Consider the following 18684-nt stretch of genomic DNA (forward strand, 5'->3'; position numbering starts at 1 on the left):
ATGGACGCGCAGTCGCCGGCATCGGCCACCCGCTCGGGTGGCCGCCGCGAGTCAGCCGTGGGTCGCGACCCCGGCGACGTCCCCAGACCGCCCGGAGCTCCCACAGTGGGCCAGCGCGTCATCGGACTCGTCACCGCCCTCGCGCTTCTCCTGGGGCTGTCGGTCTTCCTGCCGCAGCAGGCGGCGGCGACACCCCCGGAACCCGCACCTGTCGCCGAACCGGCTGTTCCCGACGCCGACGATCGGGCTCCGCTCACCGATGATCCGGCCACCCGGACCGTCGTCCGCGTCCTGCGGCTACCGGACTCCACGACGGTGGTGGTTCTCCCCGCCGACGAGGCCAGAGCGCGCATCGACGAGGCGCTCGCAGAACTCCAAGCAGCGGCCGACAAGGCCAGACGCGTGGAGCAGGCGCGGCAGATCCGCCAGGCCAAGGCGCAGCAGCAGGTCCAGCAGCGGGTGGTTCAACAGCGGCAGAAGGTCCAGGCGCAGGCTCAAGCGGTCTCGAAGGTCGAGGCCGCGAAGGCGGACGCCGACGCGAAGCTCCGGGAGGCGTTGGCCGCGTTGGCCAAGGCGTTGTCCACCAGCCAGTGCACCACGGTGGGCGGCACGAACGGCCAGCCGGCCTCGATCTCGTGCCCCATGGCCGACGGCTCCGAGGCCAGCGTCTCCGGCGACGACAACGTCCAGGTGACGGTCCCGACGCCGGCGCCCGTTCCCAGCCCTCAGCCCCCCGTCAGCCCCACGCCCACCCCGTCGCCCTCACCGACGCCCGAGCCGAACGCCTCCGAGCCGGCCGACGACGCTGAGGGCATGTCCGCGTCCAGCCTCCCCGACGAGCCCGTCGCGGAGTCCCTGAGCTCGGGCGACCTCGCCGCCGCGCTGTCGGCCGCGAAGGCGGACTGGCAGGCCGTGGGCGCGGACACCTCCGGCATCGCGGCGTCGGTCGGTGACCTGTCGGGTCTGGGCCTCGGCTCCGCCTCCGGCAGCTCGATCGTCATCGACACGGATGCCGCCGGCTGGGGTTGGTCGCGGATGAGCCTGGCGACGGTGGTCCGGCACGAGGTCGGCCACGCGCTGGGTCTCGGGCACGGCTCCGGTCTGATGGACGACACCCTCGAGCCGGGCGAGAGCCACGGCGTGAGCGCCGGCCTCCTGCCGCAGCCCGAGCCGGCCCCCGAGCCTGAGCCCGCCCCGGCACCCGAGCCCGCTCCTGAGCCGGCCCCGGCACCCGAGCCCGCTCCCGAGCCGGCCCCGGCACCCGAACCCGCCGGTGACACCGCGACCACCGACAGCCCGGCGCAGACCGACGAGGCGACCACCGAGGTCGTCGTCGACGCGCCGAGTGACGAGTCGGTGGCCTCGGCGCCGGTAGCAGACTCCGCCGTCGCCGATCTCGAGTCCGCCGATACGGCCACCGACCCCGCCACCGCAACAGTCCCCGCCGACGCGACCGACCCGGCCGCGACACTCGACCCCGAGCCCGGTGCTCCGTCGGACGACCCCACCGAGGTCGGGACGGACGCCACTGCGGAAGCGGGCGAGATCGTGGTCGCCGTGGCCGAGCAGGCCGGCGCCGAGGCGCCCGCCGGTGACGCCGTCGACACCCTCGCGGCCACCCCGATCGACGACGAAGCCCTCGCCTTCGCCACCACCACCACCGCCGCCGATCCGAGCGCCGCCGACCAGAGCACCGCGACGACCGTCGCCACCTGGCTGGTCGACGGCGCCACGGCCACCCTGCAGGGCTCGGTGGCCGGTGGGACCCTGAGCTACGACGCCGCGACCGCGCAGTTGGTCTTCACCTCCCCGGGTGGTACCGAGCTCGTGCTCCCGGCCGCCGGGCTCGCCACCGTCGTGGTCACCGCCGCCGATGCCGCGGACCTCACCGTCGATCTGACGGGCTTCAACGCCCGCACCGACGCCGTCCTCGATCTCGTGGTCGACGGCTCCGCCGGCACGCTGACGGTCGTCGGCTCGGGAGCGCCCCTGACGCTGAGCTCGGACTCGTCCCGGCTCGCCGGGCTCCTGCTCTCCGGGCTGCGCACCACCCTGGCGTTCGTGGCACCGCAGCTCGCCGCGATCCTCGACGCAGGCGACGGCTCGGTCCGGCTCACGGGCGAGATCCGGCTGACCGACACCGGCGCCGAGCTCACCATCCGGGCACGCCACATCACCGTCGCCTCGGGCACCACCGTCGACACCCGTTCGGCGGGCCGCTCCGGCGGCATCACGCTGACCGCGTTCGACGAGCGCGACACCGGCGCCTCGGCGTCCGTGCAGGTCACCGGCGCCACGCTGGCCGGCGGGGCCATCACCCTCGAGGCGCAGGCCCGGGCCCTCGGCGGCGCCGCGGCCACGTCGTCGGCCGCCGTCCTGGTCCGCGATTCCCGCCTCCTGGCCGACGGCGACGTGACGCTGTCCGCCGCTTCCGACGCTCGCGCCGTCTCCGCCACGACCGACGGCACGGCACGCCCGCTCGACGCGGCGCTGCTGTCGGCCACCAGCACGGCTCGTGCCGGGATCGACGGCGGGTCCGTCCAGACCCTCGCGCAGCTCATCGTGCAGGCACGCAACACCTCCGCCCTCGCCGGATCCGCCACCGCGGCCGCCGGCCGGGTGAACCGCACCACCAGCGCCTGGCTCGCGGGCGGCGCCGTCGAGTCCGGCGGCGTCACCGTCGACGCCAGCGCCGCCGGCACCCTCAGCCTCGGCGCCTCCGGGACGCCCACCGCCGCGACACTCGCTGCCGCCGGACTGAGCGCCGCGCAGATCGCCGCCCTCGGCCGCGTCGCCCCGCAGACGGGTGCCGTCGCTGTCGGCATCCTGCGCAGCCTCACGGAGGCCGCTGTCACCGGCGGCACGATGACCCTCACCGGCGGGAGCCTCTCGGTCACCTCCTCGGCCACCGACGTCAGCACCATCACCGCCGACGGTGGCGCGCGCTCGGGTGTCGCGGTGCTGCTGGCCGACTCCACCACCACCGCATCCGTCGACGGCACCACCGTCGCGGGCGCCCTGGACGTGACGGTCGCGGCCACTACCACCGAGACGCGGACCGCCTCCGGCCTCGGCGCCACCGCGCTGGCCCTACTGGTGTCCAACGCCGACACCTCGTCGCGGCTCAGCTCGGGAGCCCCGCTGAGTGCGGCCGGCGACGTGGCCGTCTCGGCGCGCCAACTCGTGACCGCCACCGCGACGGCCGACGCCATGGCCCTGCTCCTCGGCACCCACCGCGTCGACGCCCGGGTCCTGAGCCCCGTCACCGCAGCCGGCTCGATCGACATCCTCTCGTTCGACGGGTCCGTCGCGCGGGCCACAGCCCGCCCGGTCCCCGTCGCCGTGTCCGTCCCGACCCTCTCCGACGCTCTGGCCCTCGCCGGCAGCCCGGCCGCCGCGGCAGCCGGACTCGCCGTCGCCGTCGGCGCCGTCCCGGTGAACTCCTTCGCGGCCACCGTCCTCACCACGCGCGTCACCACGCTGGTCCCGCTCGGCGCACCGCTCGCTGCCGACGGCCACATCAGCCTGGCCGCGGTCACCGCGGGGAGCGCGTCGGCGACCGTCACCGGTACGGACAAGGCCGCCACCGGTTCCGCGTTCGCCCTCACCCTCGCCCGCTTCGCCGCCGACGCCACGGTCCTCGCGCCGATGCACACCGACGGCGACCTCACCGTCTACGCGGGCCGCGGACCCCCCGCAGCGGCGCACACGTCAACCACCAGCATCCCCGCCGTCCCCGGCACCGCAGTCCACCTCGTCACCTTCACCGCCACCGTCGAGCAGCCCACGGCAGCTCCGGTCCCCAGCACCACCGTCGTTCCCCCGGCCGGCGCGGTCCTCGTCACCGCAGCCCTGGGTGGCAGCCTCACCGCAGGCGCCGCGACCCTCACCTTCGCCCCCGGCTCGCTCCCCGCCGACGCCTGGATCACCATCACCCCGCGTGACGCCGCCGTCGCCGGACTCCGCACCGCCTCGCTGATCTACGACCTGCGTGCCGTCGACGCCCACACCGGCGCCGAGATCACCACCTTCCGAATCTCGCCGGTCCTCACCGTCGTCGTCGACGATCCGGACGCCCGCATCTGGTACGTGGCGCCCGACGGCTCACTGCAGGCCATCGCGACCACGTCCGACCCCGCCACCGGAACCCTCACCGCCGCGCTGCCGCACTTCTCCGACTACGTCGCCGGCTCACCGCTGGCCACCATCTACGACTACGTCGTGGCCATCGTCACGCAGTACGTCACCACCGGCGTCACCAACCATCCGCTCGGCGACCTCACCTTGGGCGACGCGGTCTCCCTGACCAACGTGCTGCTGTCCTTCGCGATTCCGACCGCCGGGACCGCCGCAGGCCTCTACAACGGCTCCGTCTCGCTCACCGGCGCGCTGGCCCTCGACCTCACCGTCGGCTCCTGGCGGATCACCGCGGGCGCCGTGCTTGCCGGCACCTACGTGCTGACCGACCACGCCCTCGGCGCCGGCACCCTCACCCTGACCATCACCGGCCTCACCGTCACGGTGCGGTCGGGCGCGACCACCGTCGCCACCTTCACCGCCACGACGGCGACCATCAGCCAGTCCGGCTCCAACGTCACCGTCACCGCGACCGGCGTCGGCGGCAGCATCGGTACCGGCCCCGCGCAGCTGACATTCACCGGCGGCGGCAGCCTCACGGTCACCTCGTTCGACGACAACGGCGACATCGCGCTGTCGCTGTCGGTCCCGAGCGTCACCGTCGGCGGCTCCACCGGCGTCACCCTCTCCGCCGTCACCGTCAGCTACGACGGTGTCGCGGGACTCTCGGTCCAGGCCACCGTCGCCGTCACCGTCGGCTCGGTCGTCCTCACCGGCACCGCGACCCTCACGCGCCAGGGCGACGCGTTCAGCCTGGCCGTCAGCGGCCTGGCCGCCACCGCCGGCATCGGCGGCTCCGCCCAGAGCGTCGCCATCAGCGGCGGGTCCGGCACCCTGCTCCTCGGCACCCAGGTCAGCGGGACCATCACCGCCACGATCGTCGCGGCCGGCTACATCGACGCCAGCCTCGCCGGCACCGTCACGTTCGGCGGCGGCAACGTCCGCGTCGCGCTCGCCGCCCGCAACCTCAGCCTCGATCTCGACGGCGGCCTCACCGTCAGCGCCGCCGTCGTCGGGCTCGTCGTCCAGGTCACCCCGACCGGTACCACCTACGCGCTCGACGCCCGCGGCGCCGTCGCGCTGACCGGCTTCCCGGGGGTCGCGGTCAGCGGCGCCTTCGCCGTCCGCGTCAACACGTTCCAGGCCGCCGTCAACGAGACCGTCGTCTTCGCCGACGGCTCCGGCAGCGTGGCCATCACCTTCACCTCCCCCGACGAGATCGCCACCGGGACCACCGCGTACCTCCGGTTCAGCGGCGTCGGCCTCACGGTCGCGGTGCTCGGCCAGCAACTCACCGCGGACCTCGCGTTCACCAAGACCAGCGGCGGCTTCACGGTCAGCGTCACGAACCTCGGCATGGTCTTCTCGGCCGGCGGCGGCACGCTCGCCACGTTCACCGGGACGGGCACCACCAACACCCTGACCTTCGACGACGCCGCCAACACCCTCGCCGCCTCGCTCACCGGCACCCTCACCATCGCGCTCCCCGGACTCGCGTTCAGCGGCAGCCTCAGCCTCGGCCTCAGCACGGCCGGCGACGGGTACGTCAAGATCACCGGCTCGCCGGTCGCGCTGACACTGGCCGGGCAGTCGGTCTCGTTCACCACCTTCGAGTTCGCGCGCGCCACCGCCGACGGCATCACCACCACCCGCATCAAGGCATCCGGCGGCACGCTGACCATCACGGCCGGCACGACGAACCTGCTGTCGGCCGGCGGGATCACCGGCGACCTCGTCCTCACCGCGGCCGGCACCGCGGGCCGCCTCACCGTCGGCACCCTGACGTCAGTCGTCCCCGGCCTCGCCTTCACCGGCGCGCTGAGCCTCGCGGTCAACACCGGCGCGGCGGCCGTCGGCGACCTGCCCGCCGGGCCGTACCTGCGGGTCCAGGCCGGCGCGAGGCTCACCGTCGGCACCCTCGAGCTGACCGCGACCGTGGCCGTCGAGCGCGGCGTCGACGGCGCGGGCGCCACCATCCTGCGCGTCGGCGTCTCCGGCGCCTCCGTCGGCCTTGTGGCCGTGAGCGTCAGCGGTGGGTACGGCGTGCTGCTGGTCACGGCCTCGGGCTTCGCCGCCAGCCTGACCGGCACCGTCGCCGTCGCGATGCCGAACATCTCCCTGACCGGAGCCCTCACCGTCCAGATCAACACCACGGGCTCCTCGGTCGACACCACCATCGCCGTCGGCGGCACCGACCAGAGCCTCGTCCTCCCTGGCGGCGCTGCCTACCTGCGGCTGCACGGCGCCAACGTCGTCATCGACGTCCTCGGGCAGCGCGTCACCGGCACCGTGACGATCGCCCGCGCGACCGACACCACCATCGAAGTCACCGGCGCGTCCGCCAGCTTCGGCGACGGCGCCGTCACCCTGACCGGCGTCACCATCAACCTCACCGCCAACGCCACCGGCCTCTGGGGCAGCGTCAGCGGCACGCCGACGGTCACCATTCCGGGCCTGGCGATCACCGCGGCGGTCACGGTCCAGTTCAACACCGACACGATTGCCCATGACACCATCGCACCCGCGACCGTGCGCGTCGGCGCCGCGACCCTGGCGGCCACGTTCGCCGGCGTCAGCATCACCGGCGGCAGCATCTGGGTCACCCGCACCCCCACCACGCTCACCGTCGAGATCGCCGGCGGCGGCGCTACCCTCGGCCCCGTCACGATCTCCAGCGTCAACGGCTCCCTCAGCCTGCTGCCCGACGGCGTCGCCGGCACCCTCACCGCCTCCGTCACGCTCCCCACCATCGCGGGGATCACCTTCGGCGGCACCACGACCTTCAGCGTGCAGGTCAACACCACGTCGACCATTCAGGGCACCCTGCCGGTCGGCCCCTACCTGCGCGTCGTGATCACCGGCATCGAGGTCACCGTCGGCACCGCCGGGCGCATCACCGGGTCGTTCGCGGTCACCCGGACCGCCACCGAGACCGTCATCGCGGTCACGGGCGTGACCGGCTACCTCGGCACCAGCACCACCGCCTCCCTCGTCGACGGCCAGGGCGTCCTCATCCTCCGCACCGGCGGCTTCGCGGGCTTCGTCTCCGGCAAGGCGGCGGCCAGCAGCAGCGGCGTCAGCGTCAGCGGGTCCGTCCTGCTCCAGGTGAACACCCTCACCACCGCCATCGACACCGTCGTCGACGTCGGCGGCACCGACGTCGTGGTCAAGATCAAGGCGGCCACCTCGGCCAGCACTCCGCTGTTCAGCATCACCGCGACCAACGTCACCGCGTCCATCGGCGACTTCGTCACCATCGAGGGCGACTTCACCTACACCGACTCCGATATCAACGGCCTCCCCGCCCGCGTGCTCGCCGCGACCGGCCTCACCATCTTCCTCGGCCGCGGACCGGCGTACACCCCCGACGGCGGCATCAACCCGCTCGCGGTCGGCGTGCTGCTCACCGACGCCACCCTCGGCCTGATCGAGTTCGGCGCCGGCCACGCGCTGGTCGCCACGGGCACCGTCCGCCTCATCGGCGTCGCCGGGGTCACGGTCACCGGCACCACCAGCGTGCGGGTCAACACCACCGGCCAGGCGGTCGACACGACCATCGAGATCCCCGGCAGCACCAACCCCGGCGTGGCCGTCCTGTTCACCACCAACGCGACGGTCAAGGAGTTCGTCGTCTCCGGCGCCGCGCTCGCGTTCGGCGGCCAGACCCTCACGGGCACCTTCTCGTTCGGCCGGACCCCCGACGACATCACCCTCGGCGTGACGGGCGGCGCCATCGCCCTCGGCGACGCCGTCACCCTCGGCGCCATCACCGGTGGGCTCGTCATCCGGCCTACCGGCATCGCCGGCACCCTCAGCGCCAGCCTCAGCGTCCCCAGCGCCGGGCTCACGGTGCCGAGCGCCTCCATCGCCGTCAACACGTCCGCCACCCAGGTCGTCATCGGCTCGACGACGCTCCCGGCCGGCCCGTACCTGCGCGTCGCCGCCATCGGCGCCTCCCTCACCATCGCCGGCCAGAGCATCCAGGCCGACATCGCGCTGGAGCGCCTCACCTCCGGCGGCGTGCCCACCACGATCATCGGGCTGGGCAACGTCGCGCTGTTCCTCGGTGACGACCGCGGCGACGGCCCCGGCAGCAACGACATCGGCTTCCGCCTCAGTGGCGGCTCCGGCCTCATCGTGCTGACCGCCACCGGCGTGGCGGCACGCATCGAGGGCCAGCCGTCGATGCAGCTCGGTGCCTCCGCGTCCCTGAGCGGCACGGTCAGCTTCGCGATCAACACCACAGCCGCCCGCGTCACGGCCTCCATCGTCGTCGGCACAGAGACCCGCACCCTCGACGTCGCCGCCGGCCCGTACCTCCGCTTCGAGGGCACCGGGCTCAGCCTCATCGTCCTGGGCCAGAGCATCTCCGCGTCCGTCGCCGTCGAGCGCGTCACCGCGCTCACCTCCGGCGGCGCGCCTGATCCCGCCCGCACCGTCCTGCGCATCGCCGCCACGGACGTCACGCTCGACATCGCCGGCATCGTCTCCCTCACCAACGGCACCGCCCTCCTGCTGCTCAGCTCCGCCGGCTTCGCCGGCCGGATCTCGGGCGACATCGCGGTCAACGTCCCGCAGGTCAGCCTGTCCGGCGGCGTCGCCGTCGAGTTCAACACCGCGACGACCGCGGTCAACGAGCGCTTCGTCCTCGGTGGCGTGACGACCTCACTCCTCCTTCCCGAGGGGGGATTCGTCCGCGTCGCGGGCACCGCCGTGTCGCTGACCATCGCCGGGCAGTCGATCACCGCCGACGTCGTCGTCCAGAAGAGCGGAACCGAGACCCGGCTCACCGTCCGCAACGCCCGCGTCGTGCTCGGAGGCGGAACCCCGCTCGTCACGCTCGCGCAGCCCGCGGCTGGCGAGACCGGCGACGTGGCCACCTTCGTCCTCGACACGGTCGGCAGCTACGGCGCCATCGCCGTCGGCGTCAGCGTCGCGGTGTCCGGCGTGTCCATCACCGGCACCGTCACCATCGCCTTCAACACCACCGTCACACCCCAGAGTTTCGCCGGCTCCGGCTGGGCGACGCTCCCCGCGGGCCTGCTCCGCCTCGGCGGCCAGAACTTGACGATCACCGTGCTCGGGCAGAGCCTGATCGCCGACGTCACCCTCGAGCGCCGCACCACCGCGTCGGGCGCCGTCGTCACCCGGATCGGCATCGCCAATGCCCGGCTGACCCTCGGCCCGCTGTCGGCCACCGGCGGGACGGGCCTCTTCATCGTGACCAGCGGCGGCATCGCAGGCGCCCTCACCGTCACCATCGGCGCGGTCAGCACCCCGTTCAGCTTCGGCGGCACCCTCGACCTGCTCGTCAACACGACCACCGCGCGCGTCACCGAGACCCTCGCCGTCGGCGCCGGCACCGTGTCCATCGACGTCCAGGCCGGGCCGTACGTCCGGCTGTCCGGCACCGGCATCACCCTGGGCATTCTCGAGCAGAGCCTCAGCGGCGACGTCGCGTTCGAGCGCGCCACCGCGGCCGGGGCGGACAAGCTCCTCGGCACCACCGACGACACCACGGTCACGCGCATCGCGGTGGCGAACGCCGAGCTCTCCATCGGAGCCGGCACCGCGCGCCTGGCGCTGACCGCCGGCACCGCCCTCTTCGTCCTGCCCACCGGTGGCGGCCTGGCCGGCCGCGTCTCCGGCACGGTCGCGCTGACCGGTGTCGCGGGGGTCGCGATCTCCGGCGCGCTGGCCCTCGAGATCAACACGACCGGGCTCAAGGTCACCGAGACCATGCGGGTCGGCACCGGGAGCGTCACCGTCGACCTCCCCGCAGCCACCGGCAGCTACCTTCGGTTCGCGGGCATCGGCCTCAGCATCGTGATCGCCGGCCAGAGCCTCGCCGCGGACATCCTCGTCACCCAGAGCGGCAGCACGCTGAGCGTGGTAGTCAGCAACGGCGAACTCGCGTTCGGCCCGGCCGGCTCGCCGGTTGTCCGAGCCACCGCCGTCACCGGCACCCTCATCATGACCGCTGCGGGCATCGTAGGCTCGCTGTCGGCCACGATCACCGTGGCCATCCCCGGCGTGACGCTCGGCGGAACCGTCGCCGTCGCCGTGAACTCGGCGCTGGGCACGCTGGCCGTCGACGTGGCCACCGCCACCCTCGTCATCGCCGGGCAGAGCCTCGGCGCCACGAAAGTGAGCATCCGCCGCACCGCCACCGGCGACGTGTCCCTGGTCGTCGACAACCTGACGCTCACCCTCGGCACGTTCGTCAACGTCACCACCTCGCACAACTGGGACGGCACGCTCCTCGTCACCGCCCAAGGCGTCGCGGGATCCTTCAGCGGCAACATCACCGGCGTCTTCACCATCCCCGGCATCACCGTGTCCGGTCAGGTCCGGTTCGCCGTCAACACCAGCCCGGTCGCGGTCCGCCGCCCAGACCTCGGCATCGACGTCCCCGCCGGAGCGTTCCTGCACGTCGAGATCATCGACGGCCAGCTCGCCGTGACCGGCGGCCCCTCCTTCCGCGGCAACTTCCTCATCGCCCGCAGCACCTCCAAGGTGGGGCTGGTCACCAGCACGGTCACCACGATCGCGTTCACCGGCGTGAGCGTGGCGCTCACGCAGTCCGGCGGCGGCTTCTCCGTCACCGAGGGCCAGGGCGCATTCCTGCTGCTGACCGGCGGCATCGCGGGCCTCTTCAGCGGGCGGATCTCCGCCGGCGGCGGCGGACTGTCGGCCGACGCGCAGGTCACCGTGCGCTACAACGGCACCACCGGGACCATCGACCAGACCGTCACGGTCGGCGGCGTGGACATCCCGATCGTCTTCACGGCCGGCCAGGTGGCCGTCGGCACCACGCCCTACGTGTTCGCCCAGGTGTCCGGCGCGGTGAAGATCGGCGACTTCGTCGAGGTCTCCGGCACCTTCGCGTTCGACTCCGCGGGTGGGCTCGTCACGGTCAGCAGCCTCACTGTCTTCGTCGGCCAGGGCCCAGGCTTCATGCCCGACGGCACCACCCTCAACCCGTTGGCCAAGGGCCTCCTCATGACGGGCGTCAGCGGCTCCATCAAGGGCAGCGGCACCAGCCGCGTCGTCGCGATCGCAGGCACCGTGTCCCTCATCGGCTTCCCGGGGCTGACCCTCAGCGGCACCGTCCAGGTCCTCTACAACGAGACCCTCACCGAGCAGGCGCTCCCCATCGGCCTCGACACGGTCACGGTGGCCGAGGGCGCGACCGGTGCCCCGATGATCCTGGTCGTCGGCGACCTCACGCTCGGCATCGCGGGGCAGCGTCTCACCGGATCGTTCGCGTTCGAGACCCTCACCGGCGGCGGCCTCCGGCTGAAGTTCGGCACCGCGGCCCGCGAGGGTGGCAACCCGCTGACCCTCAACCTCGGCGACGGCGTCGTCCTGGCCACCGTCGCCAGCGGCGAACTCGAGTTGACGCCGGCCGGCGTCGCCACCGTCCTCGTGGCGCAGCTCACCCTCAACGCGGGCGACGCGTTCACGCTTACCGGCGGCATCGGCCTGCAGATCAACACCACCGCCACAGCGCGCACCATCCAGGGCCTCACTCTCCCCGCCGGATCCGTGCGGGTGCAGGTCGGCACGCTCACCACGCCCGCGGTCCTGACCATCGGTGTGCAGCAGCTCAGCGGCGTCTTCCTCTTCACCCAGATCCTCGGCCCCGTCCCCGCCGGAGCCCCCGCGGGCACCCAGCCCTCCAGCACCGCCATCATCGCGGCCTCCGCCCTGACCCTCACGCTCGGCACCTCGACGGCCGGCGTCAAGCTCACCGACGGCTCGGCCATGTTCGTCATCGGCGCCGCCGGCGTCGCGGGCCGCGTCCGCGGCACGGTCACCTTCCTGCTCCCGCCGACCAGCCCCGTCCAGTTCACCGGCACGTTCTCCATCGCCGTCAACTCCGGCGCGGCCGTGAACCAGACCGTGGTCCTCGACGGCACCACCGTCGTCCTCGACCTGCCGCTCGGCCCGTTCATGCGGATCGAGGGCACCGGCGTGGCCCTGGAGATCGCCGGCCAGCGCATCACCGGCGACTTCACCTTCACCCAGCAGGGGACCGGCAGCGGCGCCACCACGAGGATCACCCTCGCCAACGCGCGCGCCGCGTTCGGCGACGGCACGCGGGAGTTCGCCGTCTTCACCATCAGCGCCGGGTTCTTCACCATCGACGCGACCGGTGTCACCGGATCCATCACCGGAACCGCCGCCCTGACCGTCCCCGGCGTCGAGCTCACCGGCGGCTTCACCATCACGCTCGCCGCGGCCACCAGCAGCCTGTCAGTCACCGTGACACTCACCAGGCTCGCGGTCGGCGGCTTCGAACTGACCGGCGGCACCCTGCTCTTCACGAGCACGACGGTGGGCGGCGCCCGGGTCATCAACGTCGCCGTGACCGGCATGAACGCGAACTTCGGCGCGCCGATCGGGACGCTCACGTTCAACGGCGCCCTGCTCATCGGCCCGGCCGGCCTCGCCGGCAAGCTCACCATCGTCGGCGGTCCCATCGCGCTCGGCACCGGATTCTCCCTGGCCACCACCGGGCTGACGTTCGAGATCAACCGCGCAACGCAGGCCGTCACGCTCGCCGACGGCACCCGCCTCCAGGCCGGCCCGTACCTGCGGATCGCGGGGGACAACATCGCCCTGCAGCTGGGCAACGTCACCCTCACCGCGTCCCTCGCCTTCCAGCAGGCGACGACGTCGGCAGGCCTGACCCGCACCGTGGTCGCGGTCGCCGCCGGCCGAGTGCAGCTCGGCACCGAGCCCGCCATCCTCACCGGCGTCGACGGCCTCATCGTCATCACCCCCGACGGCATGGCCATGAGCCTCGCCGGGACCCTGGACCTGGGCGCCCTGCTGCCGGCCGGCGTGACCGTATCCGGCGCCTTCTTCCTGCAGATGAACAATTCAGCGGTGCGGGTGACGGAGAGCGTCACCGTGGGGGGCCGCACCGCCGTGCTCGACCTCCAGGGTGGGCAGTACGTCCGCGTGGGCGGCACCGGCATCACGCTGGCGATCGCCGGGCAGAGCCTGAGCGGCGACATCTCCTTTGAGCGCTACCTCGACGGCGCCGTCTACAAGACCCGCATCGTGCTGGCCAGCATCAACCTCAGCCTGGGCGACGGCGTGCTCACCCTCACCGGCGGTGCCGGCACCATCAACCTCACCCCGGCCACTGTCTCCCCGGCGGCCCCGGCGAGCATGGCCACCACCGCGGCCGGCATCACGGGCACCGTCTCGCTCAACGTGCCGGGCGTGGCGCTCACCGCCCCCATGAAGCTCGTCATCGACACCTCAGCCTCGAAGATCGAGGTCAGCACCACGGCGCCGTTGACGCTCGTCGTCGCCGGCCAGCGGCTCACGGGCAGCTTCACGTTCGCCCAGAGCGGCACCGGGGCCACGCGCGTCGTCAAGGTGACGGCCACGGGCGTCTCCCTGTTCCTGGGCGACGACCGGGGCACCACCGGGACCGGCGACGACCGTGGCGTCTCGCTCACCGGGGCCAGCGGCGTGTTCCTCCTGACGTCCGCCGGCATGGCCCTGGACATCACCATCCCGAGTGTCACCCTGACCAACCTGCCCCCGGGCCTGATCAGCCTCCCGGCGTCCGGCCTCACGTTCAGCGTCCAGATCAACACCACACCGGCACCGGTCGCGCTCAGCGGCTCCGGCCTGCCCACCGTCAACCTGCCCGCCGGCCGGTTCGTCCGGGTCACCATCTCCGGCGGCATCACCGTCCTCGGCCAGTCGATCAGCGGCACGTTCCAGTTCGAGCAGGCCACCGGAGCCGGCGCCGACCGCACCCTCGGGACCACGGACGACGTTGCAGTCCTCCGCATCGCCGCCATCAACGTCAGCCTGTTCGTCGGCGCGGCCGGCACCAGCTCCACCGACTTCGTCGGGCTCTCCGTCACGGGCGGCACCGCGCTGCTGCTCATCACGCCCGAGGGCATGGCCGGCACCATCTCCGCCACGGCCGACGTGCGGTTGGGCAACGGCATCGCCGCCCTCGGCGTCACGGTCGCGGTCGCCATCAGCGACATCCGCCGCATCGTCGCGACCAAGCTCGTCGGTGTCGCGGTGGACGAGACCTTCCAGGTGGCGGGGGAGACCCTCAAGCTCACCCTGCCCGCGGGTCCGTACCTCAAGGTCAGCGTGACCGGCCTGGACCTCACCATCCAGGGCCAGCGGCTCACGGCCGACGTCTCCTACGAGCAGATCACTACGTCCGGCGACGGCGACCTCGCCACCACCGCGAACAACGCCACCACGCAGAAGATCCGTTTCGCCAACGTCAGCCTGCGCATCGGCACCCCGGACCGCGACATCGTCGTCGTGCGCGACGGCTCCGGCGCCTTCGACATCATCAGCAAGGCCGCCGACCCCGCGGGCATCGGCGGCATCGCCGGCCGGATCCAGGCCACCGTCGACCTCTTCATCCCGGGCGTCACGTTCTCCGGCACGCTCGAGGTCCGGATCAACACGCTCACCACCACCGACAAGGTCATCGACACCGTCACCGTCAAGCCCGGGTTCCTCGTCGCCGGCCGCAACATCACGGTCGAGGTCATGGGCCAGCGCCTGGTCGGCAACGTCTCCGTGCAGAAGGACACCGCCACCGGCCGCCTCGAGCTGCGGATGGAGAACACGACGCTCGAACTCGGCGACGGCACCCAGTGGTTCGTGCGGGCCACAGTGCTCGACAGCGTCCTGGTGATCGACCGGGCCGGCATCTACGGCGCGCTCATCGCGACCGTCGTGGTGAACCCGGCCGTCGCGCCCGACGTGACCGTCAGCACCGCCATCGCCATCCAGGTCAACAACACCCTCACTCAGCGCATCGTGGACGGCCGAGTCCTGGCGCCCGCCTCGCTGCTCATCCAGGCGGGGCTCACCGGCACGCCCGCGCAGATCACCATCCTCGGCCAGAGCATCAAGGGCGTTGCGCTGTTCGAGCAGCGCACCGCTGCCGCCGGGTCGCGGATCGTGCGGATCGCGTTCACCGAGGTCGACCTCTTCCTGGGCGACGCCGGCACCAACGGGATCGACCCCGTGGGCGGCCGCATCGACGACATCGGCCTGCGGCTCAGCGGCGGCCACGGCGCGTTCCTCATCACGCCGACCGGCATCGCCGGCGAGGTCAGCGGCAGCGTGGCCCTGCAGGGCCTGCCGTTGCGCATCACGGCCACCCTGAACCTGCAGCTCAACACCATCAAGGTCGACGGTCAGCCCGCGGCCGTGAACGAGATCTTCCAGTTCAGCGGCGTCGTCGTGACCACCGAGCTTCAAGGCAGCGGCACCGTCGCCGAGCAGCAGAAGGTGCTCGTGCAGGCCCCGTCGGGCACCTTCACGCTCGCCTACGACGTCAACCTCGACGGCATGATCCAGAGCACCGAGATCACCGCGGCGCTCGCGGTCGGTGCCACTGCGCTCACCGTCCAGAACGCGCTCAACGCGCTGCCCGGGATGAGCCCGGTGGGCGTGTCGGCGGCAACCGGTGGCTACCTCGTCACCTGGACCGCCCTCGGCAACCGGGTGGCCCTTCAGCCGAACGTCAAGGTGCTGGCGCTGCCCAAGGGCCCGTACCTCCGGGTCGCCGCCACCGGCATCACCATCGAATTCGTCGTCCAGGACAACCCCGCCCCCACGGCCGACCAGGTGTTCTTCATCACCGCCGATTTCGCCTTCGAACGCCTCGGCGAGGGACCCACCGCCATCTCCCGGATCGCGTTGGCCAATGTGAGCATCGGCGAGACCCAGGACATCGGCGGCATCTCCGCGGCCAACAACCCGGGCATCGTCTCCGGCTCCGGCTTCATCGTCATCTTCCCGCCCAACGTGGACGTGGCCTCCGGCACGCCCGTCTCGATGACCACCACCGGCGGCGTCGCGGGCGTCATCATGGGCACGGCCCAGGCCGCCGGCGGCGGCGTCACCGCAGGCGGGTCCGTGGGCTTCATCTTCAACACCACCGGAGCCAACGTCGACCAGTCCATCGTGGTGGGCGACGAGACGCTGACCGTCAAGGCCACCGCCGCGCAGACTTTCGCCTTCATCGCCCAGGACATCGAGGTCACCTTCGGCAACGTCCTCGAGATCCGCGCCGGCCAGTTCGTCATCGACGGCAACTCGTTCTCCGGCGCCGGCCTCGAGATCTTCATCGGCTCCGGCCCGCTCCGGCGCAACGGCGTCGTCAATCCGGACGCGATCGGCCTGCTGATCAAGAACGCCTCCATCGTGTTCCTGCGCGACGCCGGAGGGTGGGCGATGCGCGCCACCGGCACCATCGGCCTGCTGGGCCTCGACGGCCTCGGCATCAGCGGCACCGTCACCTTCGAGGTCAACACCTCCACCAACGCGCTGAACCCCGGCACGCTGGGCAGCCTCACGGGCAACCTCGAGGCCGGAGCATTCAACCTGCTCGCCACCGGCGTGCAGATCACCGCAGCCAACATGGTGACCCTGTCCGGCGCCCTGCGGATCAGCCGCCAGCCCAACGGCACGCTGGACCTCGCGCTGCTCAACGCCGTGGTCACCGTGCGGATCGACACCACCAACATCGTCAGCCTCGCCGGCTCCGCCACGTTCACCATCTCCCCGTTGACCGGGTTCCAGCTGGGTCGCTTCACCGTCACCGACTTCAAGCTGTTCCCGACCGCGCCCATCGCCGCGCCGACTGCCGCCATCCCCGTCCTGGTCACCGGCAATCTCATCACCCCGGTCCGTGGAACCGTCGCCTCCGGTGTCACCGCGTTGACCGTGCAGTACACCACGTCGTCGGGCCGCATCAGGACGTCGTCGGTCAACGGCGACGAGCTCGAGGTCCTGGTCAGCGGCAGCACCACCCCGCTCGTCCTCAGCACACCCGTGGCGGCGGGGCTCAACAGGTGGACCTACTCCCTCACCCTGCCCGGCGGAACCTCCGTGGTCAGTGTCCGGTTCATCGCGGGCCGCGTCATCGCCGAGGCCGCGACCAGCCCGTTCGCCGAGATCGGCACCCTGCTGGGCTCCGTCGAACAGTTCTACACGTTCCAGGCCACCGGGACCCAGACCAAGCCCGGCCCGATCGCGTCGCTGCCCGCCGCCACCATCAGCGTGCAGCAGCTCAACGCGCAGGGCTACCTCGACGTCACCTACACCTCCGTGGCGAAGGACGCGACGGACAAGGTTCTCCCCATCGACAAGGACTTCCTCGGCAACTCCAGCCTCGCACCGTTCACGATCACCGGCCCCGTCGGCGACCTCAAGTACACCAGCGGCACCACCCCCGACGTCCTCGGGGCACCCGTCCTGATCGCCGGCGGGACCCCCGGCGCGACCTCGGTCACCTTCCGCTACTTCCTCAAGGACAAGACCCCCACCAACACCCTGGGCCTCTTCTCCGGCGCCGGCACCGTCACCATCCAGATGCTCGAGGGCCGGTCCCGCAGCATCGACGGCGGCACCTACGTCTACAACCAGGTGCAGACCCTCGCGCTGACCCTGAGCACCGCCCCGATCGGCGAGAAGACCACCGATGGGCCGATGACCATGGGGCCGCTGACCCTGCAGGGCCCGACGGTGGGCCTCGGCGGATTCGGCTTCTCCAACAGCAAACTGGTTCTCTCCGTCACCCTCGGCGTCCAGCGCGCCTCACTCGCCTTCGGCGGCGACCCGGCCACCCCGGGGCAGCAGACCGCCGCCCAGACGCAGTCCGGCGTCACCGTCGACCTGCTCGGCCTGCTCGGCTCCTTCGAGATCGCCGTCGACGTGTTCGGGCTGCTCGGCGGAACCGTCGACATCGCCCCCACCGGCAAGTGGAACATCCAGATCGCCTCCCTCGACGCGCAGATCCCGAAGGTCGCGCGGCTGCAGGCCACCGGCATCCGGTTCGGCTACGACCCGAAGGCCGACGCCACCCAGGAGATCATCCGGATCAACACCGCCACCATCACGTTCCCGAGCTTCGGCGTCACCGGCACCCTGCGCCCCTATGACCCTGCGCTGAAGTCCAACATCAGCCGCAACAACGACGCCACCCTCACCGCCGGTCAGATCCCCGGCCTCACCATCTTCGGCAACGGCTTCCGCCTCGGCACCGCCGAGCTTGCCTACGGGCTGCCCGCCATCCCCGACGGGAACGCCGTCACGCCCACCTCGGCGGACAAGAAGATCACCTTCGGCGGCATCCTCGAACTCGACGACATCCGCATCGGCATCTCCGGCCTCGACGTCCGCTTCCCGGTGGCGGGCGTGCCCACCACCGACGGCAAGGCCGGCTTCACCGGCATCATCTACATCGCCACCGGCGGCGCGAAGCTGTTCCCCGGCAAGTCCTTCGGCGCCACGCTCACCGACCGCAACACCGCCGACGACAAGCGCCAGGACGGCACGCCCGACGACGAGGCGTTCCGGATCGCACTGAGCTTCACCAACGGAGTGGTGGACAGCTTCCAGCTCACCGTCGACACGCTCGAGATCCGCCTCGGCACCTACGTGACCCTGACCGCCCGCGACTTCCGCCTCGACACCGGCGCCACCGGAACCCAGATCATGGCCAGCTTCGGCTCCGTGGGCGCCAAGGTC

1 protein-coding gene (cut by a window edge) is annotated in these 18684 nt (G+C 72.2%); it reads left to right on the forward strand.

The window, feature by feature from the left end; genetic code table 11:
* On the forward strand, window positions 1-18684 hold the 5' end (the start) of the coding sequence (locus ACZK5N_RS11045) for a hypothetical protein (RefSeq protein ID WP_463624954.1). Its footprint extends 18774 nt past the window's final position; 18684 of the gene's 37458 nt are visible here — the first part of the coding sequence; its start codon is at window positions 1-3; its stop codon lies off the right edge, out of view.

The sequence above is a fragment of the Tessaracoccus pujii genome (genome assembly GCF_055326215.1).